General features: G+C 41.7%; 23 protein-coding genes and 1 tRNA gene. 10 read left to right on the top strand and 14 right to left on the bottom strand.

The window, feature by feature from the left end; all coding sequences use genetic code 11:
* The first annotated feature begins 10 nt into the window (after positions 1-10).
* From hisD to ahbC, 5 genes are all read left to right on the top strand, one after another.
* Complete coding sequence (gene hisD, locus PWQ49_RS02635; protein WP_300607411.1) at positions 11-1294, top strand: histidinol dehydrogenase; 1284 nt, start codon at positions 11-13, stop codon at positions 1292-1294.
* A gap of 100 nt (positions 1295-1394) precedes the next feature.
* Positions 1395-1793: a DUF1699 family protein gene (locus tag PWQ49_RS02630; RefSeq protein ID WP_300607409.1), complete on the top strand. Its 399-nt coding sequence runs from the start codon at positions 1395-1397 to the stop codon at positions 1791-1793.
* A gap of 105 nt (positions 1794-1898) precedes the next feature.
* Positions 1899-2654 carry a uroporphyrinogen-III C-methyltransferase gene (gene cobA, locus PWQ49_RS02625; RefSeq protein WP_300607406.1) on the top strand — a complete coding sequence of 252 codons (756 nt, stop codon included), beginning with the start codon at positions 1899-1901 and terminating at the stop codon, positions 2652-2654.
* 10 nt (positions 2655-2664) lie between these two features.
* Positions 2665-3456, top strand: a complete 792-nt coding sequence (locus tag PWQ49_RS02620) for a uroporphyrinogen-III synthase (protein ID WP_300607404.1) — start codon at positions 2665-2667, stop codon at positions 3454-3456.
* Between the two features lie 21 nt (positions 3457-3477).
* Entirely contained in the window at positions 3478-4671 is a 1194-nt protein-coding gene (gene ahbC, locus PWQ49_RS02615) for a 12,18-didecarboxysiroheme deacetylase (RefSeq protein WP_300607401.1), read from the top strand.
* A 331-nt stretch (positions 4672-5002) separates the two neighbouring features.
* On the opposite strand, the gene PWQ49_RS02610 is transcribed toward ahbC, so the two are convergent.
* The 5 genes from PWQ49_RS02610 to PWQ49_RS02590 are packed head-to-tail and all read right to left on the bottom strand — an operon-like array spanning position 5003 to position 7208.
* Positions 5003-5299 (bottom strand): DUF2892 domain-containing protein, encoded by a 297-nt coding sequence (locus PWQ49_RS02610; protein WP_300607398.1) that lies wholly within the window; start codon positions 5297-5299, stop codon positions 5003-5005.
* Positions 5262-5918, bottom strand: coding sequence for a peroxiredoxin (locus tag PWQ49_RS02605; RefSeq protein WP_300607557.1), 657 nt, complete (start codon positions 5916-5918; stop codon positions 5262-5264). Before PWQ49_RS02605 ends, PWQ49_RS02610 begins: the two co-directional genes overlap by 38 nt.
* A 35-nt stretch (positions 5919-5953) precedes the next feature.
* A complete protein-coding gene (locus PWQ49_RS02600) occupies positions 5954-6313 on the bottom strand; it encodes a carboxymuconolactone decarboxylase family protein (RefSeq protein WP_300607396.1) in 360 nt (119 codons plus the stop codon).
* Between the two features lie 15 nt (positions 6314-6328).
* Positions 6329-6676: a desulfoferrodoxin family protein gene (locus PWQ49_RS02595; RefSeq protein ID WP_300607393.1), complete on the bottom strand. Its 348-nt coding sequence runs from the start codon at positions 6674-6676 to the stop codon at positions 6329-6331.
* 16 nt (positions 6677-6692) lie between these two features.
* Positions 6693-7208, bottom strand: coding sequence for a ferritin (locus PWQ49_RS02590; protein WP_300607390.1), 516 nt, complete (start codon positions 7206-7208; stop codon positions 6693-6695).
* A gap of 247 nt (positions 7209-7455) precedes the next feature.
* Between PWQ49_RS02590 and cca the strand changes: the two genes are divergently transcribed.
* Positions 7456-8718, top strand: coding sequence for a CCA tRNA nucleotidyltransferase (gene cca / locus PWQ49_RS02585; protein ID WP_300607387.1), 1263 nt, complete (start codon positions 7456-7458; stop codon positions 8716-8718).
* Between the two features lie 88 nt (positions 8719-8806).
* On the opposite strand, the gene PWQ49_RS02580 is transcribed toward cca, so the two are convergent.
* The 3 genes from PWQ49_RS02580 to iorA are packed head-to-tail and all read right to left on the bottom strand — an operon-like array spanning position 8807 to position 12067.
* Entirely contained in the window at positions 8807-9652 is an 846-nt protein-coding gene (locus PWQ49_RS02580; RefSeq protein WP_300607384.1) for a DNA glycosylase, read from the bottom strand.
* Positions 9653-9671: 19 nt separating this feature from the next.
* The gene (locus tag PWQ49_RS02575; RefSeq protein WP_300607381.1) at positions 9672-10265 is read right to left on the bottom strand and encodes an indolepyruvate oxidoreductase subunit beta; all 594 of its coding nucleotides are present in this window, start codon (positions 10263-10265) and stop codon (positions 9672-9674) included.
* The gene (gene iorA / locus PWQ49_RS02570) at positions 10262-12067 is read right to left on the bottom strand and encodes an indolepyruvate ferredoxin oxidoreductase subunit alpha (protein WP_300607378.1); all 1806 of its coding nucleotides are present in this window, start codon (positions 12065-12067) and stop codon (positions 10262-10264) included. Before iorA ends, PWQ49_RS02575 begins: the two co-directional genes overlap by 4 nt.
* 518 nt (positions 12068-12585) lie before the next feature.
* On the opposite strand from iorA, the gene PWQ49_RS02565 reads away from it, so the two are divergent.
* The gene (locus tag PWQ49_RS02565; RefSeq protein WP_300607375.1) at positions 12586-15177 is read left to right on the top strand and encodes a valine--tRNA ligase; all 2592 of its coding nucleotides are present in this window, start codon (positions 12586-12588) and stop codon (positions 15175-15177) included.
* Between the two features lie 11 nt (positions 15178-15188).
* Here the strand turns inward: PWQ49_RS02565 and PWQ49_RS02560 are convergent, their stop codons facing one another.
* The 3 genes from PWQ49_RS02560 to thiD all read right to left on the bottom strand — a co-directional run bounded on the left by PWQ49_RS02560 (position 15189) and on the right by thiD (position 18533).
* Positions 15189-15824: a MarC family protein gene (locus PWQ49_RS02560; RefSeq protein ID WP_300607372.1), complete on the bottom strand. Its 636-nt coding sequence runs from the start codon at positions 15822-15824 to the stop codon at positions 15189-15191.
* Between the two features lie 52 nt (positions 15825-15876).
* Entirely contained in the window at positions 15877-17109 is a 1233-nt protein-coding gene (locus PWQ49_RS02555) for a mechanosensitive ion channel domain-containing protein (protein WP_300607369.1), read from the bottom strand.
* Positions 17110-17201: 92 nt separating this feature from the next.
* Positions 17202-18533 (bottom strand): bifunctional hydroxymethylpyrimidine kinase/phosphomethylpyrimidine kinase, encoded by a 1332-nt coding sequence (gene thiD, locus PWQ49_RS02550; protein WP_300607366.1) that lies wholly within the window; start codon positions 18531-18533, stop codon positions 17202-17204.
* A 155-nt stretch (positions 18534-18688) separates the two neighbouring features.
* Here thiD and PWQ49_RS02545 point away from each other — a divergent pair, with 155 nt between their 5' ends.
* From PWQ49_RS02545 to purF, 3 genes are all read left to right on the top strand, one after another.
* The gene (locus tag PWQ49_RS02545; RefSeq protein WP_300607363.1) at positions 18689-18907 is read left to right on the top strand and encodes an LSm family protein; all 219 of its coding nucleotides are present in this window, start codon (positions 18689-18691) and stop codon (positions 18905-18907) included.
* An 80-nt stretch (positions 18908-18987) separates the two neighbouring features.
* A complete protein-coding gene (locus tag PWQ49_RS02540) occupies positions 18988-19158 on the top strand; it encodes a 50S ribosomal protein L37e (RefSeq protein WP_300607361.1) in 171 nt (56 codons plus the stop codon).
* Between the two features lie 23 nt (positions 19159-19181).
* Positions 19182-20591: an amidophosphoribosyltransferase gene (gene purF, locus PWQ49_RS02535; protein ID WP_300607358.1), complete on the top strand. Its 1410-nt coding sequence runs from the start codon at positions 19182-19184 to the stop codon at positions 20589-20591.
* Between the two features lie 43 nt (positions 20592-20634).
* On the opposite strand, the gene PWQ49_RS02530 is transcribed toward purF, so the two are convergent.
* The 3 genes from PWQ49_RS02530 to PWQ49_RS02520 form a co-directional block, all read right to left on the bottom strand.
* Entirely contained in the window at positions 20635-21747 is a 1113-nt protein-coding gene (locus PWQ49_RS02530) for an SO_0444 family Cu/Zn efflux transporter (protein WP_300607356.1), read from the bottom strand.
* Positions 21744-22091, bottom strand: coding sequence for a metalloregulator ArsR/SmtB family transcription factor (locus PWQ49_RS02525; RefSeq protein WP_300607353.1), 348 nt, complete (start codon positions 22089-22091; stop codon positions 21744-21746). The genes PWQ49_RS02530 and PWQ49_RS02525 overlap by 4 nt, the downstream gene beginning before the upstream one ends.
* Positions 22092-22627: 536 nt before the next feature.
* A tRNA-Met gene (locus PWQ49_RS02520) sits at positions 22628-22702 on the bottom strand.
* Between the last annotated feature and the right edge of the window lie 95 nt (positions 22703-22797).

Genomic DNA, 22797 nt, shown 5'->3' with positions numbered 1-22797 from the left:
GAACAATACAATGCTTTACAAACACATCAGTGATCTGACCCCCCAAGAGAAAGAACAACTTCTTACCCGAACTTCCGACCTTATGGATGTACAAGAGACTGTGGCTTCAATACTTGATGAAATTAAATCAGATGGTGATGCTGCGCTTCGGAAATTAACAAAGCAGTTTGATAAAGCTGAAATTGAAACCATCGAAGTCAGCGAGGATGAGATCAAAGATGCAATGAAGTTGGTGGATGAGGATTTCATTGATCACCTTCGTAAAGCTGCTGATAATATCAGAAAGTTTCATAAAGCTCAAATGCCGGATAAGCAATGGTTCATGGAAATTGCACCCGGTGTAATGGCAGGCCAGAAAGTAATACCACTTAATGCGGTAGGAGCATACGTCCCGGGAGGAAGGGCAGCATATCCTTCCACTGCTCTTATGACAGTGATTCCCGCAAAAATAGCCGGTGTAAAAAATGTATCAGTTTGTACTCCTCCAGGACCTGATGGGAAAGTTCTACCTATTACCCTTGCAGCTGCAAGCATAGCAGGTGCAGATCACATCTATAAGATCGGTGGAGTTCAAGCTATCGGTGCTCTTGCATATGGTACTGAAAGCGTGGAAGCAGTAGACAAAATAGTTGGTCCAGGCAATGTTTATGTCACAGTGGCAAAAATGCTTGTGAGAAACAATGTAGAGATAGATTTCCCTGCCGGACCAAGTGAAGTTTTGATAATTGCCGATGAAACTTCTGAAGCTTCATTTATAGCAGCAGATATGATTGCACAGGCGGAACATGATCCAAATGCCATATCTGTTTTGGTTACAACGTCAAACTCCCTTGCTGAAAATGTAAAGCAGGAAGTTAAACAACAGGTTGAAACCACACCACGTACTGAAATTGCAAAGCAATCTCTCAACAATGCTGCAATCCTCATCGCCAACAATATGGATGATTGTGTTGCATTTTCAAATGCCTTCGGACCCGAGCACCTTGAAATCATGACTTCGGATGATGACAAAATACTGGAAAAAATCACCAGCGCAGGTTCAATTTTTATTGGCAAGTATTCACCAGTCTCAACTGGCGACTATGCATCCGGAACAAATCACGTTCTTCCGACTTCAGGATATACTCGAATCTATTCGGGTCTCAATGTCCAGCACTTCATCAAATACTCAACGATACAAAAACTCAGTGAAGAAGGACTTAATGGGTTAAAGGATACAATAGTGACAATTGCAGAGAAAGAAGGGTTGGCGGCTCATGCTGAAGCGGTAAAAATCCGTTTTAGAGAAAAATAAATTTAAACACAACAGACAGTTCAAATCGATAATTATTTAAGGCTTCATCCTATAATTATTTATTAAGTTGCGGCAATATTGCAACTTAAGAGGGTGTACCATGAAAATAAGAGTCGTTAGCAAGCGAGATGAAATCGAAGATCTCGATCCCGGGGAGAAAGTTATTCACCTTGCATTCAGACCTTCAAACAAAGACATTTTTAGTCTTGTAAGGCGGTGTAAAGATGTTGAAGTTATCCAGATACCTACATCGTATCGAAAGACCGTTTCAAAATCCACTGAAATGTTTCTTGAAATGCAGGGGGTGCAACTAATTGAAGGCGATGTGTGGGGACATCGAAAGGACATAAATGAATATTATACAATATCACCTTCATTCACTGAAAAAATAAAAGATCTCAGAGTTTCCGGAATGGATAATGAAGAAATTGCAAACAAGCTTGCAAAAGAAAGTAAGCTCAATAAGGAAATGTTACTCTATATTCTCGGCGGGAACTAAACCCACATTCTCTTCTTTTTTCTTTTAGTTGACTGCATGTAACCTTTCATATAACCTTTTAAACTATCAGTTCATTACATTCTCCAGCAACCACAGAGGATTATTATGAGCAGTGTTTACGGAAAGGTATATCTTGTTGGATCAGGACCCGGTGACCCAGAGTTACTTACCCTGAAAGCCCGGAAGCTTATCGATAATGCCGAAGTAATAGTCTACGATCAACTTCCCGGAAAAGCTATTCTGGACAGCATGCCGGAAAAAGCTGAAAAGATTGACGCCGGAAAATTTGCAGGCGACCATAGGCTAACCCAGAGCGAAATAAACGATCTGTTGGTTGCTAAAGCCAAAGAAGGTAAAGATGTGGTGCGGCTGAAAGGAGGCGATCCATATCTTTTTGGACGTGGTGGAGAAGAAGCTGAAGTCCTCGTAAAAGAAGGTATTGAATTTGAAGTAGTACCTGGAATATCTGCAGCGATTGCTGTACCTGCATATGCCGGAATCCCGGTTACACACCGTGACCATGCATCAATGGTAACTTTTTTGACAGGACATGAAGATCCAACCAAGGAAGAAAGTGCTCTTGATTGGGGATACCTTGCAAGTTCCCCCGGCACGCTTGTGATTTTCATGGGAGTCAAAATGCTTCGCAGAAATATGGAAGAACTGCTCAAAAACGGAAAAAACCCGGAAACGCCAGTTGCACTTATTGAACGGGGCACGCGTCCTGACCAAAGAGTGACTGTAGGAAATGTGGCTAATATTGCTGACATTGCAGAAAAAGCAGGAGTTAAAGCACCTGCCATAACTGTAGTTGGCGATGTGGTTAACGTACATCGGATATTGGGTACACAAAAAGTATGAGTTTGTAATTATGGAACCAGAAGCACCAACCATAGCTATAATGAGACCTGAAGGATATCTGCCAGCATCAAGAGAACTGGCAGAATCTATGGGATTTAATGTTATTGAAGCTCCAATGATCGAATTGAAAGCTATACGCGATGAAATGTTCGATATTGTAATTGAGCATATTTTATCAGGTAAATCTGATTATGTGATTTTCACCAGCGCAAATGGGATTGAACATACCCTTGGTAAACTCGATACGCAAAATCAGAAAAAACTTGTGAATAAACTAAACCAGACCAATGTAGTTGCAATTGGCCCCACAACCAAAAAACGGCTCTTGGACATTGGTGTTGAAGTAATGGGAATGCCCGGGGTTTACAGCTCAGAAGGTCTTGTGAAATATCTATGCCCAATGGTTAAAGGAAAAACTGTGGATGTGGCACGAAGTGCATATGGATCTACCTATCTTATATCAGGACTTAAAAAATGCGATGCTATTATCTATGAGACTCAGGTTTATACACTGGTACGACCTGAAGGAGAAAAACAGAAAAATCTCATGGAAAAAGCGCTTGATGGTAAAATCTCTGTTTTTGCATTTACCAGTTCCATGATGGTACGCAATTTCTTTGAACTTGCGCAATCCATGGGTAAACTTGAAGCGGTAACAGATATTCTAAACACTTCCATTGTTTCTGCCATTGGCGGACCTACTGCATCAACTCTGGGAGAATACGGGATCAAAACAGCCATTCAGCCAGGAAAGTATACTTTTGAAGAAATGCTTTCCACCATCAAAAAGGAATGTTTTTAAAACCAATCTGGAGGTCTGCTGATGATCGGCATATCGAAACTCTATTGTGCAACCGTTGAGCCATCCGATGCCCTAAGATACGGAAGGGTATCTAAAAAACTGCCATCTCACCTGTTGCAATTCTCAAAGGACAAAAAACCGGTAGTTGTCTGGAACATAACACGCAGATGCAATCTTAAATGCTTGCATTGCTATGCACAGGCAGATGACAGGGATTTTCCCGACGAACTTACTACCGAAGAAGGAAAAAAACTCATCGATGACCTTGCAGATTTCGGAAGTCCGGTTATTCTGTTTTCAGGTGGAGAACCACTGGTACGCAAAGACCTTCCTGAACTTGCGGAGTATGCCATTTCAAAGGGATTGAGAGCAGTAATTTCAACCAATGGTACTTTGATAAATGTCAGAATGGCGAAAAAACTCAAGGAAATCGGTCTATCCTATGTTGGTATTTCAATTGATGGCACCGAAAAAACAAATGATGAATTCCGTGGTGTGGATGGTGCATTCAAAAAAGCTATGGAAGGCGTCCACAATTGTATGGAAGCAGGGATTAAAGTCGGCTTGCGGTTTACTATCAACAAAAGCAATTTCAGAGAAATTCCTGCAATATTTGATCTTCTTGAAAAAGAAAAAATACCCAGAATTTGTTTCTACCATCTGGTTTATGCAGGGAGAGGTACCGAACTTGTTAAGGAAGACCTGACCCATGAGGAGAGCCGTGAAACACTTGATCTCATTATGCAAAGAACACGCCGGCTTCATGAGAAAGGAATGGCAGCCGAAGTACTTACCGTAGACAATCACTGTGATGGGCCATACATTTATATGAAACTACTGGAAGAAAACCCGGAAAGAGCTGCTGATGTACTTGAACTTTTGAAGATGAACGGCGGGAACTCCACGGGAATCGGCATCGGGTGCGTGTCATGGGACGGATCGGTCCATCCTGACCAGTTCTGGAGGCATTATACAATCGGCAATGTTAGGGAACGCAAATTCAGTGAAATCTGGACGGATTTAACTGATGAATTGCTTGCCGGCCTTAAAGATCGCAAACCTTTGCTCAAGGAACATGCGGACAGGTGCGGGAAATGCAAATGGCTGGATATATGTAACGGCAACTTCAGGGTAAGGGCAGAAGCTGTATATGGCAACGTATGGGCCAACGATCCAGCGTGTTACCTGACAGATGAAGAAATTTTTAACGATTGACATGTTTTTTATTTTTCTGATTTGAATTGTCAGGAGGATGATCCTTATAGCTTTGGCTTGAACACATCCATGAGTAGGAAATGTGCTGGATAAAGAAGAAAGAGTTGGTGAACCAGACCTTCAGAAAATGAAGCGAATGGAAGTGCCAAGAAACCTTGCTTATTATCCCATAATTCAAACAAGGTGTTTCCCTTTACTGTTCTGTGAAAATATAGCAAATTGCCCATGGTGTGAAGCGCATGTGCACAACCATATTACCTTATGTGATGCCATTTCTACATATTGGGATGATAGCTTCCGAATAAACGTTGACGAGGACAGGTGCAAGTACTTATTTCTTCGCGGTATTTATTCCCAAAAAGTAGTATGGAGTGCAGTGCCGGATTATTGCAGAAAAAATACTTCCAAATGCCACAATCGCTGCAATCCAGTCCCAGGGATATGTTTCAATTAGATCCATGACCAAGGCAATTAGCAAGGCTGATCCGATAAGTGCTCGCAGGAACAGATCATACCCACCCACATTTTCTTCCAGAAGAACTTCGCTTAGTTTCATGTGTATACCAAAAAGTAAAGCAGGCAAAGCCTGCTTATTCAGATTCTTTCTTGAAACAAATAAACCAGTCAAGGCAGTATTTGCCTTCCTCGGCTGTTTCAACTCTTTCCTTGGCAGTTCCACATGAACCAGGTGGTGGGATTATAACATCATCGCCGGGCTGCCAGTTTGCAGGAGTTGCAATCTGTTCTGCATCGGATTTCTGCATGGCAAGCAGAATACGTTTGATTTCATCCATATTACGACCGTTGCTCAACGGGTAATAAAGAATACAGCGTACCTTTGCCTTCGGATCGATTATGAAAACAGCACGTACTGCCTGTGTATTGGAAGCATTTGGTTGTAGCATTCCGTACTTCTTTGCCACTTCCATCGTAAGATCTTCAATGACGGGAAAATTTACCTCAATATCTTTCAGGCCTTTGTACTCGATTTTTTCCTTGATAGTACGAAGCCATGCAATATGGGCATATATACTGTCAATTGACAGGCCAATCAATTCTGTGTTCAATTCCCTGAATTCTTCCTGCATGCTTGCAAAGGTCATGAATTCAGTTGTACAGACAGGAGTGAAATCAGCCGGATGACTAAAAAAAACTACCCATTTCCCTTTGTAATCATCAGGGAATTTTATTTCACCCTGTGTGGTTTTAGCTGTAAAAGCAGGAGCATCATCGCCTATTAGTGGCATAGTCGTACATTCTTCTGTCATACAATTTCACCTCTTTAAATTTCCAATTTGTCCATATGTTTAAGTACAACTCTGCTGAAATCGGTGAAATTCTGGATTCCACCAGTCCAGGCAGCAATCATCATTGCATCAAGAATCTCAGCCCGTGTGGCATCAAATTTCTTAAGCCTCTCCAGAATCTTAACTGCACTTTCAGAGTTATTGTTCGCACAGGCAACGGTGAAAACAAGAAGGTGTTTTTCTTTGAGTGAAAGACCACCTTCCCTCTCTGCCCACACCGCCTTATAAAATCCGGCAAGTGCTTCCCCAAAATCATCATCCATGCTTTTTGCATAGCGGATCGAGCGAGGCAGGAATCCTTTTATCTGTTTTACTTCATCTGCGATTGAGTCCATATAATCCACCCGTTCTTACAGTTCAACCACATTTTGCCAGAGGCCGTGGATGTTACAGTATGAAAGTGCAAAGAATGCCTTAAAGTCTGCAACATTAACCTTGAAGCGTGCAAGGGGAGCAGTGAAGGATGGGCCAAACTCTGCACGACCAAGTTCTACAACCTGACCGTCCTGCTTTACACCATAGAGTTCAAGCCATGCAATGTGGTGCTCTATTGTGTTTGGATGGGGTATTTCCTTGCCTACAATAACAGACACAAGGTCTTCAACATCGGAACCATGTGATTTGCCGATTTCGATTTCCGGTACATGTTTCTCTTTGCCTTCGGAAGTTTTCCCTTTCAATAAGTCTCCAATATTCATTTAAGCACTCCTTAATTTATTTTCCTTCAGCTGCAGGTGGCACGAATACACGTGCACCAAGTTCTTTGTCTATCATGAAAAGACCGTTACCATCTTCTCCGGCAAGTTTTAATTTAGCAATTATTTCGTTATCATTACTTTCTTCCTCGATCTGCTCAGTTACAAACCATTGGAGGAAAATAGCCGTAGCATAGTCCTTTTCTTCGTTTGCAAGAGTTAGAAGATCATTGATTGATTTTGTAATAAACTGCTCATGCGCAAGAGTTTTCTCAAACATATCAAGGGGAGTCCCAAAATCCACTGGTGGCTGATCAATAGCCTGAAGTTCAATTCTTGCACCCTGTTCTTTCAGGTAATTGTAAATACGCATTGCGTGGGTCATTTCTTCCTGATACTGTACCATAAACCAGTTGGCAAACCCGTCAAGCCCTACATATGTGCTATGGGCTGACATTGCCATGTAAAGGTATGCAGAATACATTTCTTTATTGATCTGTTCATTCAATGCCTTGGTAATTTTCTCGCTTAGCATAATATCCTCCTATAGGAATTAAATATCATAAAGGCAAAAGAAAGCCAGCGATATTATATCTCCAATCTCATACTCCATAAACCCAATATAGTTAGGTGGAGATTACTATAAATTAGTATCGCTGTGCTGCTAAAAAGTTGTTATTTTCTGACATAAGTGAACATCCCATTTCCAGAAAAGAGTGTTGAGAAGGATAAGGAACATTTACATTCCAAATTAACCTATAAATTACTAAGTGTTTACGGCAATGATCTACATGAATGCGATTGAAAAGCAGGTTCTCGAAAAAATTAAGCCTTCAGATGAAGAAAAAACAAGGCTTGAAAATACTGCTTCTTACCTTATGAAGAGGGCAGAGGAAATTGCAGCTGAAAATGAAATCCCGGGGGTAGAAGTCCAGTTGGTAGGCTCTGCCGCGAGAGGGACCTGGATTTCTGGCACACATGATCTGGATATTTTTATCTCCTTTGATCCTTCACTTCCAAGAGATAAACTTGAGGAATATGGTCTTTTGATAGGGCGGGAACTTGCCAGGGAATCTGAAAGCTGGGAAGAAAGATATGCCGAACATCCGTATACCAAACTTAAATTTTCAGGATTTGATGTTGATATCGTTCCATGCTACAGAGTGGAAAGTGCAGAGAAGATCATATCAGCCGTCGATAGGACCCCTTTCCATAATCTGTTTGTCAGGGAACATATTGTAGGATTGGAGGATGATGTTCTCCTCCTGAAGCAATTTATGAAAGCCGGTGAAGTATATGGGTCAGAACTCCGAACTGGTGGCTTTTCAGGGTATCTGAGTGAACTACTTGTTATACACTATGGATCTTTTGAAAAAGTGCTTAGGGCTGCTACTTCATGGAAACCGGGCGAGACAATTGAAATGATCAAGTCAAAACATAGTTTTGAAGAACCACTTGTGGTTGTTGACCCAATCGACTCCAACCGCAATGTAGCAGCAGCCCTTACACTTGAAAGGTTTACTCAATTTATCTCCATTTCAAGGGATTATCTCAGGAATCCATCAGAGACATTTTTCCTGAAAGCAAATCCAATACCCATGTCGGATGAGGAAATCCTTGATTCCTTCAAAAAAAGGAAAACCGGGTTGGTTGCAATATGCTTCAAAACACCTGATACCGTGGAAGACATACTTTATCCCCAGCTTTTCAAGATGCAGAAATCCGTGGAAGCACTATTGGAAAAACATGATTTTCATGTAATCAAGAGTAAGGTTTGGGCAGATGAGAAGTCTATGTTGACGATTGAACTTGAGAATATGAGCCTGTCAAATGTAAGGAAACATTTCGGGCCACCTGTGTGGGTAAAAGAGCATTCAGAGAAGTTCAGAGATAAATACATCAACAATCCCGATACATTTAAATTTTACATTGAAGATGGAAAATACGTTGCGGAATTACCTCGCAAATTCTCTCATGCAAAGGATTTGCTGGAATCTGAGATTTATAACTGCGCTCTTGGTAAACACGTTAATCGTAGTATTTAGGAAGGATATGAAGTCCTTGCAGGCGAAGATATTCTCCAGATCAAGGATGCTGGATACCGTGCTCATCTTAGGGATTTGCTGTAAGCTTTCAAATACCTGTGCCCAGTGCACCTTCAAGACGGAGCTGGTAGAAAAGATATTGTTGCGCATAACCGCAGTATTTCCCAAAATATGAATGTCCCCATTTCGACATCTTTGCTTTTGCGTAAGGCCCTTTGAAACTATCTGAATAATACTGCCTAACTATTTTCTCGACATGGGTATCCACAGGAAATGCTTCCATTTTATCGTATGCAAACAGAAGTACACAATCAGCGACTTTATCTCCTATTCCCTCTATGGTCATAAGATATTGTTTTGCATCTGCGTAATCCATTTCATAAGGTGCAGTGAGATCAAATTCTTTGTCCACAACCATTTGTGCAGCCTGGACAATTCTTCTTGCACGGAAACCCATTTTGCATTCACATAACTCTTCATTGTAGCAGCTTGCAAGGGATTTCGGTTTGGGAAACGAATAGAAGCCATCTCCAAGATCATCGCCGAGCAATCGTGACATTCTCTCGATACTTTTTTTGATACGCGGAATATTGGAAGCCGTAGCCAGCATGTACGAAATCAAACATTCCCATGGTTCCTGTAAGATAAGTCGCATCCCACTGTATTTGGATATTGCTTCATGGATGTAAGGGTCTTTGTCAATATCTGAAAAAATGAAAGGCAAATCATCATCCAATCTGAAATAGGTGTGAAGATAATCCTTCGGAAGTTTGGAATCCAGAATCAGAGTTTCGTTTTCCCTGTCATGGAAGGCATGAACAATTTCACCCTTAACAACACCGTGCCACCACTCATCTTCCAGATTCCAGCGAAATACCTGCCCACAATCAAGTGTATAGTCAAGATTAAAGTATGGAGCAGGTATGTTGTACATAAAATTCTTCCGGTTTAGTTCACTCTTCTGTGGCTTCCCTGCCAAGCCTGAATGCTTCAAGGTTAACGTCAATGGTCTTCGATGGAACCATAGTCTTGATACATTCCACAATTACCTCTTCGGAAAGAGGAAGGTATCTAGAAATTGCACCCAGCATGACCACATTCAATGCCTTGACAGTGCCGGCCTGAAGGGCAAGCGCCTCACCATCAAATGCAATTACCTTGTATTTTTTCTTAAGTTCGGCTATGATCAAATTTACATCTGGATATTCGCACAACCCTGAGGCTACAGTTACAGGGTAAATCGGAGATGTATTCATCACTACAACAGCTCCCTCTGCAACGTCTGTTATGTAGCGCAGGGTTTCGGCAGGTTCAAGGGACAGTATTCCATGAGCTGAACCACATGGAATTAGTGAACCCAGTTTGCAACCAAGGCGAACATGGTTAATTACAGAACCACCACGTTGTGCCATTCCGTGGGTTTCCGCGGCCATTACACTGATTCCCTCTTTTACCGCAGATTTACCAATAATATCGGACACAAGAACTGCACCCTGTCCTCCGACTCCGGTAATAACCAGATCAAAAACAGAATTTTTTGGGCTCATTTTTGCACCTCCACGATTGCACCGACAGGACATATTTCTACACACAACCCGCATCCACTGCATGTAGCATTGATCTTTGCTTTCCCGGACTCCAGATCAAATTCAATTGCTGGACAGCCAAAACTAAGGCATTTGCGACAACCAATGCAGTTCTCCTCAACAACAGTATAAGGCTTAAAGCGGGTTCCTGCCCTTCTGGCGGAAATCACACATTCACGCTTTGGAATAACTACGGAAACACCTTCGTAATCTTTTGCTCTCTGCAAAACATCTTCTACGGCTCTCATGTCATAAGCATCAACCGTTTCTACAAATTCTGCTCCCAATCCACGGCACAGCAATTCAAAATCAATTTCCACCGTTGGGTCACCTGTGGCAGTCTTGCCCATGCCAGGGTTTTCCTGATGACCTGTCATGGCAGTGATGCGGTTGTCAAGAATAAGAACTGTGATATTTGATTTATTATAAACAGCATTCAAAAGGCCGTTAATTCCTGTATGAAAAAAAGTGGAGTCTCCAATAGTACAGCATATTGGCCGTTTTTCTCCGGCATTATAGATTCCTGATGCCACGGTGATACTTGCACCCATACAGAGGGTTGTGTCAACCGTCCCATGCTGAATACCGAGTGTGTAACATCCGATGTCACTCGGAAAAATAGCATCTTTTCCGAATACTTTCTTCATGGCATGGAATACACCCCTGTGGGAGCATCCCGGACACATTGCAGGAGGACGAATCGGCAACTCAAGGCTTGTAGGTTCTGGACATTCCAGATCCGCATCTATTCCAAATGCATCAGCAATGGCTTTCTCACAAAGGTGCACGTTAAGCTCTCCCAGCCTTGTAACCAGCCCGTCTGCTTTGCCGAGAATCTTTGCAGGAATATCGGCATCATATGCAATCACTTTGCACATGTCTTCCACAATCGGTTCAAGTTCCTCAATAACAAGCACTTTTTCCGTACTGGAAAGTATTTCCTTAACCATTGTTTCAGGTATCGGGTACGTGCCTATTTTGAGCAGGGATGCTTCTACCCCTAGTTTTTCAAGAGCTTCTTCGGCATAGATACTTGCAACACCTGAAGCTATGACTCCGATCTTTGCCCCTTCTTTGAGACACAACTCATTCCATGGAGAACTCTCAAGTTCTTTCTGGATTTCCGGCTGAATTGCCAGGAGGTGCGGATGGCGAACACGGGCATTTTTTGGAACCATTACCCAGCGATCAGGATTCTTCTCAAAGTGGATCTCCCTGTTCTTTTCCTGAATTTCTCCAAGTTCAATGTCCGATTTACCGTGAGATACACGGGTAGTGGATCTGAATATTACAGGTATTTCGAATTTTTCAGACAATTCAAATGCATAAGGGATCATGTCCTTTGCCTGCTGAGGGGTCGCAGGGTCAAGACATGGTATCATGGAAAATACGGAGTAGCGTCTTGAATCCTGTTCATTCTGCGAAGAATGGCATGCAGGGTCGTCAGCTACTATGATGATCATTCCACCTTTTACACCCATGTATGCAAGAGTCATAAGGGGATCAGCAGCAACATTGAGTCCAACGTGTTTCATGGTAACAACAGAACGAGCACCTGCCATCGATGCACCTGCTGCAACCTCAAGGGCAACTTTTTCGTTGACTGACCATTCTACGTAAAAATCCCTTTCCTTCATTGAAGACAGGGTTCCGATAATTTCGGATGATGGAGTACCAGGATAGCCGGATACAACGTCCACAGCACCTTCCACAATTCCGCGGGCTATTGCAACGTTCCCTAACATGTATTCGCGTTTGTTCATAATAATCTCCTGCTAATTTCATACGGCCCATTATTGATAAATAATTCGTGACAAATGTTGAAATCAGCTAACAATCTTTTTATCATTAAGTAAATTGCTCATAAAAATGCAATTCTTATAACTACTATATCCCAACAGTTAACCAACAATATATATGACAAAATCAGAAATGTTTTTCTTTCACTACAATAACTGGTAGGAGAAGAGCTGATGATGTCAGATCATAAATGGTCTTTTTTGTTTTAATCACAGGGTGTAATTACAGGTGTAGATGGAGAGACATGCCAATAAGGAGAGTACAAAGACTTCATGACATCACAATGGCGAAAGTAAACTCTAAATCATCACAACTGTATAAAAAGTGAAATATGGGTTAAACATTCCATTCAACTTATATATGATTAAATAAAATGTTGTTCAAATTTAACTGCAAATACAATGCAGCATCCTTATTACACAATGCCGGAAAGCCAATTCCCGGCAAATATTATACACATCATTATAATTGGAGTATCCTGATGACAATTCCAAAAGAATATAACGCCAGCGAAGTTGAAGAAAAATGGCAAAATACATGGGATTTATCCATGTACCATTTTGACTGGGAAGATAACACACGCCCACAGTACATAATAGACACTCCTCCCCCCTATCCTACAGGTAATTTCCACATTGGAAATGCACTTAACTGGTGTTACATTGATTTCGAAGCACGTTACAAACGTATGAGGGGATACAATGTCATGTTCCCACAGGGTTGGGATTGCCATGGCCTCCCTACCGAAGTAAAAGTAGAAGAGATACACGGAATTACAAAGAACCAGATTCCAAGGATGGAATTCAGGAAGCTCTGTGAAGAACTTACTGCCGGCAACATTGACAAAATGAAAAAAACCATGCTTCGTCTTGGTTTTTCAAATGACTGGAGTAACGAATTCATCACAATGAAGCCGGAATATTACGTCAAGACCCAGCGTTCTTTTGTGAAAATGAAAAACATGGGGAGGATCTATCAGGCAGACCATCCCGTAAACTGGTGTCCGCGCTGCGAAACCGCAATCGCTTTTGCAGAGGTGGAATACGAGAAAAGAGAATCTACTCTTAATTTCCTTCATTTTGACAAAGTTGATATCGCCACCACAAGGCCCGAACTCATTGCTGCCTGTGTGGCAGTTGCAATTCACCCCGATGATGAGAGATATAATAAGAAAATAGGTGAAAAACTAAAAGTACCTATCTTTGGTCACGAAGTGCCAATTATTGCTGACAAGGAAGTGGACCCTGAATTTGGTACAGGCGTTGTCATGATCTGTACTTTCGGTGACAAGCAGGATGTCAGATGGTGGGTTGAACATGATCTGCCACTAAGAAAAGCCCTTGACCGTAATGGAAGGATGACTGCCATTGCCGGAAAATACGAGGGAATGTCCGCTTTTGAATGTAAGAAAGCTATTATCGAAGACCTTCGCGCAGAAGGCTACCTGTACGATCAGAAGCCCCTTGAGCAGAATGTAGGTATGTGCTGGCGCTGCAAAACACCAATCGAGATCCTTTCCGAGCGACAATGGTTTGTGAAAATCATAAATGATGAAATACTAGAAACTGCCGATGAAATCGAATGGATTCCTGAATATATGAAAATTCGCCTTCAGAACTGGACAAACACCATGGAATGGGATTGGTGTATTTCAAGACAGAGGATTTTCGCAACCCCTATTCCGGTCTGGTACTGCAAGAAGTGCGGAGAAACAATGGTTGCAAAAGAAGAATGGCTGCCCCTTGATCCCACACAAACCCAGCCGCCTGAAGCCTGCAAATGTGGTTCTACTAAATTTGAAGCAGAGGAAGACGTGCTTGATACATGGATGGACTCTTCGCTGACAGCTCTTCACGTCTCTGGATGGCTCAGCGATCATGAAATGAGGCTTCCAACACAGCTTCGCCCGCAGGGGCATGATATAATCCGCACATGGTCATTCTACACTATCCTCAGAACAAAGGCACTGCAGAACAGCAAACCATGGGAATCAATTCTCATCAATGGAATGGTCCTGGGAGAAGACGGGCACAAGATGAGTAAATCCAGAGGAAACATCATCTCACCTGAAGAAGTAATAAAGGAATACAGTGCCGATGCCTTCAGGCAATGGGCTGCAATTGGAGGCACACCTGGATCAGATGTCATGTTCAGGTGGAAGGACGTTGTATCAGGCTCACGATTCTTTAATAAAATGTGGAGTATTTTCCGTTTCTCAATGAACCATCTGGAAGGTTCTATTGGCAACATTACTAAGCCTGCTGAGCTTAGAGCCGTGGACCTATGGTTACTAAGCAAACTGAATCGCCTGATCGCAGATGTTACAGACAGCATGGACAGGCACCAGTTTGATGAAGCCTATAAGGCAATACGCGGGTTTGCATGGGAAACCCTCGCTGACAACTATATCGAGCTGGCAAAGCCGCGATTGTACGGGGATGACGAAGCCGCAAAGATGGCTGCAAAATACTCTCTATATGTGACCCTTAATGCCATCACAAGAATGCTTGCACCCTTTGCACCCTTCTTTGCAGAGGAAGTTTATTCACACATCGGAAATGGAAGTGTGCATGTTCAGGACTGGCCAATGGTAGATGAAACCATGATCAGCAATGAAGCGGAGAAACAGGGAGAGCTCATTAAAGAGATTGCAAGCAGCATCCGTCGTTACAAATCCGATCATGGAATTGCGCTTAATGCACCCCTTTCAAAAATTGAGATATATGGAGGTTTTGGAGATACCGCAGATCTTGCAGGCGTTACTAACTCACCTGTTGAAGTAATGGAAGGAAAACCTGAATTTGAACATGTGGCAAAGGAAATCAAGCCAAACATGGGAATTATCGGGCCAAAATACAGGAAGCAGGCAGGTTCAATTATCGGAGCACTCAAAGCACTTGATCCTGCTGAAGTTGCCAAAATGATTGAAACCGGCAAAGTTACTGTAACAGTGGGAGAAGAGACATTCGAGATCGAACCAGATGCCGTGGAAATAGAAAGGGAAGTAACTTCTGCCGGAAGGGCGGTTGATGTTCTTGAATTCGGGAAAGTACTTGTTGTAATTGTAAGGTAAATCACAGGGTTTTAATTCATAAACCCTGTATAAATATTCCAGATCCCTTTTGTAATGAAATCAACAGCTAAGGCTGCCAAGAATAATCCAAGCAATCTGCTGATAACAAGTGTTCCTGAATATCCAATTAACTTATAGACTCTTCTGGAAAAAAACAGTATTAAAAAACAGGCTAAAAAGGTCAGCAGGATTGCAAAAATCACTGCTAGCTGCTGAAAAACTGATTCTGAGCTCCCGGAAAGAAGTATGACAGTGGTAATGGTACCCGGCCCTGTCATCATTGGCATTGCAATTGGAAAGATCCATATATCTTCGCGATTCATGGATTCATTGATTTCCCCCTCGGTTATACTTTCACGGGAAACATGCGCAAGCATCATGTCAAAAGCAATTTTGAAAAGAAGGATGCCGCCGGCAACCCGGAGAGAATCCACATTTATTCCAAAAAAATCCAAAATTCCGTCACCAGTTATGGCAAAAAAGAGACACATTAAACAGGCCAAAAAAACTGATTTTTTTGCAATCTGGTTTTTTTCCTGCACTGTCATAGTACTGGTTAACGAAATGAACGTTATGAGTACTCCTATGGGACTTACAATAACAAAGAGAGATATAAAAGAGTATATGAAATAAGATATAACGTCCATGTCTGTCCCTTTACTCAATATAGCTTATTTTAGTTAACTTTTCAGTTTAATCTTAAAGAGATTTGCTTTCATTCCGGGATTTTTCAGAAAACTCATCTTCCTCTCTGTTGCAGGAGAGTTTTTCTACATCCTCAGACAGTGCAGCAAAATCAGAGTTGATTGTATCTACAAGTGAATTCAGGTGCTCAAGAACTTTCAACCGAATAATGCCTTCAGGTTTATTAAGATGTTCCGGTGCAGAAGTTTTTTGAATTGCATCAAGTACCCTTTGAAGATCAACTTCTTTGTTTTTTATGGATTCAAGAACTTGCTTTTTTTCGGAGGCAACGTCTGCCGGTAGAGTTGACATATTCTTTTCAAGTTCCTTAATCTGATCTTCAAAATCAGAAATTGCATCTTGTGCTTTCTCTATAACTTCGGCTTCATTTGCAAGATCAAAAATCACATCTTCGGGACTTTTCTTAATCATATAATCTTCTTCGGCTGTGTGGATATCAGCTTTCTTCACAACCCTAGGTATAAAAAGATGATTGTCCGGGAAAACTCTTTGATTCATGAATGCAGGAGACACTATTTCAATTTTTGATTCATGGAGACTGTCTATGACAGCTTTGTTAAAATTTGATTTGTCAGTAAGAAGGGATGACACATCTTTCAGCAATCCCCCAACTTTGTAGGTAACAGAAAAATCACCAAGTTCGAGGATATGAACAAATGGGTTCTCAAGTCCAGCCTTTTTAGCCGCATCGAGAAGTGCTTTTTCTATAATATCATGAGAATTTTCATAACCCAGTGAAACAGTTGTCGAAATAATCGTCCCAGAGGATAATATGGTTGTGAGAGGATTTGACATCAGTTTCAAGTTGGGTATTGTGATTATATCACGATCGATTGATTGAACTTCTGTATAAAGGAGATTTTTCCTTGAGACTCTTCCAAACACATCACCACTGCGAATGTAATCACCTATACTGAACGGTTGAGCAATCCTGAGCATAATCCCTGACATGCCGTTGGATACAAACGTTGTGGATGAAAGGGCGACTGTGGCACCAACCACAATACCAATTGCACTAACAATTACCTGTTTTGATTCTCCGGATATTGGTAATGTAAAGATCAGCAACATTAAACCAATGAAACTGACAATCACAAGCAAGGTATTCCTTATGAGGGGGTCTATCTTAAAAATTGGGATTTTCCTGAAGAAATACTGGAGTAAAAGTATCAGTACGATGGTAATCAGAAAAATAGTAATGCTTGAATAGAATAATTCAATCTGCACGATTGCAAAAGCCCCCTTGTATTGAGAGAGGCAAATACCTCTCCCATAAAAGTGTTGTTTTCTACAGTATTTAAGTTTAGATGTAACGGGATTTAAACCTTAAGCCTGCCTGCAATCTCTAGCGCAACTGAAGCCACAGCAGTTGCATCCCTGCCTAAGATACGGATCATGGGTTCTTTTCCGATACCTCCTTCATCATATATTATATCGGGAACACGACCATATCTTTCAATAGAATAGGTGACACCCCAATCTATAGTATGTGTATCTTCAGGTTCATCTTCGCGATCAAAAGAAGATATGCCAAGTCCCATCTGGCTGCATACAGTCAGAACTTCCCTACAATATTTGATATTCATAGCCGCCCTGAAACGAGGATCCTGCTCCATTGCAGCAAGAATAATGCGTGCCACATGGCTGCTTGCTCCAAAATCAATATGCCCGGCCATTTCCGGTCTGGTACCGGCACGCACTATCCGTCCTGTAATTCCTGCAATATCGTAAATGGTAGATGCTCCTGGGATAGCCATGCCTATGTTTGTACCCACCTCAGGAATCAGTTTTGTAAATATGGGTTCTGAAACCAGCATGTCTGAAGCCTTCATAACATCTCTTATTACATTGTAGCGATGTGCAGACGTCCGTAGTGATGCCAGCGGATCTACCGGAGATTGGCCGCTGCCAACCTGCGGACTTCCGGAGATTGCATTCTCTACAAAACGTTTTGCACATCTTGCAGCTTCCGCCATATCAAGACCTTTGGCAAGGTATGCAAGCAGTGCTGAAGAGTATGTACAACCTGAACCATGAGTTCCTCCACTGACAAACTTTCCTGGAATGGTGGTAAAGCGGTCGTTTTCGGCTTCATAGACCAGATCAGAAGCGTCAAGATGTCCTCCGGTTATGATTACATTGTTTATTCCACAATCAGCAATTCTGCGGGCAGCTTTTTTACCATCTTTCCATGATTTTATGGAAACTCCGGAAAGTTTTTCAGCTTCCATAATATTGGGAGTTGTAACCAGACATACAGGTAGCAATACGTCTCGTATTATATCAACAGCGTCTTCTTCGAGTAGCTGCCCTCCTGATTCAGCAACCATTACTGGGTCAGCGACAACTTTCAAACCCTGTTTCCTGATGCAATCTGCAACGGATTCTACGATTTCGTTTTTAGAAAGCATTCCCGTTTTTGCCCACCTGACACGCATATCAGTGCATACTGCATCTATTTGTGAAACAATGTGGGAAACCGGTATATCGAAAGTATCCAGTACGCCGGTGGTATTCTGGGAAGTTACTGAAGTAATTGCGCATGAAGGGTGATATCCCAAAGCTGCAAATGTTCGAATATCCGCTTCAATGCCCGCACCTCCACCCGAATCTGAGCCTGCGATAGTCAGTAAAACCTGTGATCCACTCATAACAATTCACCTCTAAGGAAATTAATCAGAATAATTCACTTTATCTTCGATAGTTTTATATATAGTATTTGCAACAAAAGAGATTCACATCAATGGGTTTTATGAACTATGGATGATTAATAATTATGCCTATTATAATTTCGGAGTAATATACTATGGGAAACAGGCCTTTGGACATATTGAATAATGCATTGAACGCATCCGTCATCGTCAGGCTCAAAGGAGCCCGGGAATTTCGCGGAACACTTCAGGGTTACGACGTACACATGAACTTGGTGCTTGATGATGCCGAGGAACTCAAAGAAGGAGAGATCGTTCGTAAGATCGGTAGTGTGGTCATAAGAGGAGATAATGTTGTCTATGTGTCTCCGTAACCTATATGAATAATAGGAACATCAAGGCTGATCCCTCACGACTAAATCACAATTATTGAGATACAAAAGGTGACTAAGAGATGTCAAAAGGTACTCCATCAAGAGGAAAAAGACAAAAGCGCACACACGTTAAATGCAGGCGCTGCGGAAGCGTATCACTCAACATTCACACAAAACAGTGCACATCCTGTGGATTCGGAAGGACTCCCAGAATGAGAAGCTACAAATGGCAATTAAAGTCTAAATACTAAAATCTTTTTTTGCTGAGGTGCAAATGAAAGAAGAATGCGGTGTCGCGGGCGTTCTGATGAACGAGGAAGCCCAGAGCGACACGGTTGCACTTCAGATATATTATGCCCTCTACGCTTTGCAGCACAGGGGGCAGGAATCTACTGGTATAACAGTTCATGATGGGGAAAGCGTCCGCTCTATCAAGGGCATGGGTCTTGTCCCTGAAGTTTATTCCCGGGAAGACATTATCAACCTTAAAGGAAAAGTAGGCATCGGACATGTTCGCTATTCTACAACCGGCGATTCAAGAATCGAGAACTGCCAGCCTCTGATTGTCAACTACAAAAGAGGAACTGTGGCAATTGCACATAATGGCAATCTTGTGAATGGAACTGAACTCCGAAATAAGTTCGAAGCAGAAGGAAGAATATTTATTACAGGCTCCGATACTGAAGTTATTGCTCACCTGCTTGTAAAAGAGCTGTTGCACCATGAACCGATTGAAGCCATAAGAATCGTTATGGGGGAGCTTGTTGGATCATATTCACTGGTAATTATGATTGATGATCAGCTGATAGCTGTAAGAGATCCCCTTGGATTTAAGCCTCTTTGCATTGGAAAAATTGATGGAGGGCTTGCAGTTGCTTCTGAAAGTGTGGCTATTGATACCCTTAACGGTGAACTTATCCGTGATGTAAAACCCGGAGAAGTCATAATTTTCAAGGATGATGGCTTTGAAAGCCACCAGATTTACAAAAATTCACGTTCATCTCATTGCGTTTTTGAGTATATTTACTTTGCAAGGCCTGATTCCATTATTGACGGCCAGCTAGTCTATAAAGTTAGGGAAAAAATTGGTAGAGAGCTTTCAAAGGAGCACCCGGTAAATGCTGATATTGTTTCACCAGTACCGGATTCAGGCATTACTTCAGCAATAGGGTATTCATATGAATCCGGAATTCGTTATGAAGAAGGTCTTATGAAAAACAGGTACATAGGGAGAACTTTTATTCTACCGGGACAGGCGATGCGTGAAACCGCTGTGCGTCTCAAAATGAACACGATTGCTGATAACATAAAAGGTAAAAAAGTAATCCTCATTGACGACAGTATTGTAAGGGGGACAACTTCACGTAAAATCATAAACATGGTCAGAAAGGCTGGTGCTTCCGAGATACATGCAAGAATTGGAAGTCCTCCAATAATTGCACCGTGTTATATGGGTATTGACATGGCTACCCGCGAGGAACTCATAGCATCATATCAAAAAATAGAAACTGTCAAAAATGCAATCAATGCAGATTCTCTTGGTTACTTGAGTATTGATGGTCTCGTTAAATCAATAGGTATTGTTCGCGAAGAGCTGTGTCTTGCCTGCCTTACAGGTATTTACCCAATCGAAGTGCCCGGGGAAGAATGCCACTGCAGGCAGCTTAAGATAAACGATTTTTAAAACGTGTTCTCTTTAGCATCGCTAATGAAAGTGCTACTGGCTATTAGTTTCCACAGCTATTTCCTTTTCTTCTCTTATATAAGGAATATGTAATCAGGAGGGTAAGGACTATTGCAAAGAAAGTTTTCACATAATCGGGCAGGATGTCACTTGCGTTACCTACAATAAATCTTGCATCAATTCCAAGTTTGAAATAGATGAAATCCAGCAGGTGACCAAACAGGAGAGCAAATACTGCGATCATTATCAGGTATACAGCAGCCACCTTTTTCCCGAGAAATCTTGTCACAACAGTGATTGTGGCGGTATTGGTTGCAGGTCCCGCAAGCAGGAATACAAATGCGGTTCCCGGACTCATCCCCTTTGCGAGAAGCGCTGCTGCAAGAGGTGTTGATGCGGTTGCACAGATGTATAACGGAAATCCTATCAAAAGCATGAGGAACATTGAGAATGCCCCTCCTCCAAGGTATGTGCGAATAAGCTCTTCGGGAATCATATATGAAATAATACCTGCAAGTACAAAGCCAACAATCAACCATCTGACGATATCACCGAGTAATTCCACGTAAGCGTATCTGATTGCACCGGTGATTTTCTGTATATTCCCAGATTCAGAATCATGTTCTTCAATGCAGCAATTACAGGATGTATCGCAGGTCAGAGTGTTGGGTAAAGTTGAAGGAGTTATAAGATTCGTTAAAGCTGAAGTTTTTTCGTCTCGAATCAGTAGGTTATTCGCAATCCCTGCTCCCAGCGCTGTGACAAAAGCTGCCAGTGGTCGGAATACTGTCATTATGGGGTCAAGTAGAGCATACGTGATTGCAATGGAATCTGTTCCGGTTTCAGGAGTGGAAATAAGGAATGAGAGGATAGCTCCATTGGAAGCTCCCTTTTTTTTCAGGGATATGGCGGCAGGAATAACTCCGCATGAGCAGAGGGGAATAGGCACTCCGACAAGTGATGCTTTCAGCACGGACTTGAATTTTCCTGCACTTGCTCCCAGATGAGTTACTATTTTATCTTCCGGCACCACCATGTCCAGCAGTGCAGCCACTCCGAAACCGAGGAAAAGGTAAGGTGCTGCTTCCTCAAATAGATGCCACGTTTCGGTTGCAATTCCGAAAATCGCTGCAATCACTGTCATCGTAAATGTCATTTGCCTTCCTCAATTACATGTTGTTTGCACATTTCTATTAGCAGCCTTACATGTTCGTCTGCAATATAGTACACTGTATATCTGCCTTCCTTTTTCACCCTCACAAGATCAAGTTGCCTCAGAGTTCGCAGGCTGTGGGAGATGGCAGATTGTGTCACATCCAGTGCATAAGTGAGTTCACATACGCACATATCCTTGTTTGTTAGCAAAAATAGAAGTTTAAGACGCGTTTCAGACTGAAGGGCCTGGAAAATATCAGCCATCCGGATGATTGTATTATTGCCTGGGAGTATCTCCATCATTTGTTTTATGAGAGTTTCATCAAGACGTTCACATTTTTTCATTCATGAATGTATGATCATATGTTCATATATTTATTTTATGTATGAGTTTGGTTGAATCTTTATATTTTAAATCCTTCCTCAATTGTCTCTTAAACCCTTGATAAGAACAAAAAGGATGACATATAGCATTTGAGTGGGCTTAAATGGAGGAGGGTTATAACAGACTAAGATGTTTACTCCATAACTGATGCAGGAAAGATTGCAGTAATCTGAATTGAGGTGATTTAATGACACTGTCGCTAAGTTAATGGAATAAAATATCAAATTGTCCAAAATTAGAATGGAATTTTTAATTGATTTTATAAATTACCATGTCAATTTTTTATTAGACTATTCTGAAATTAGTTTTAACCAAATTTAATTTAAAAACCGTTAAAATTTTATTAAATTATTATCTATATATCAAATCAAATTTAATAAACCAATTCACATCGATCTTTGCTAATTTATTAAGGGTTACATTATTCCAAGACGATGTCTGATCTAATGTAAAAGGAGAATGATTCTAACTTAAATTAGTAAAGTTTTTAGAAAAATAGCGGGGGATGGATTCGAACCATCGGTCTACGGGTTATGAGCCCGTCGGGATCTCCTGGCTACCCCACCCCGCTAGGATGGTAGTATGCTGTGGAACCCAAATAACATGGTCATTACAGATAAAGTTTGCGCATGGATTCGTACACAGCATGCGAAATAATATAAACAC

The organism is Methanohalophilus sp., assembly GCF_030156785.1.
In the GTDB taxonomy this organism is placed as follows: domain Archaea; phylum Halobacteriota; class Methanosarcinia; order Methanosarcinales; family Methanosarcinaceae; genus Methanohalophilus.
The sequence above is the reverse complement of the archived record's forward strand: the minus strand, read 5'-3'. Positions and strand labels throughout refer to the sequence as shown.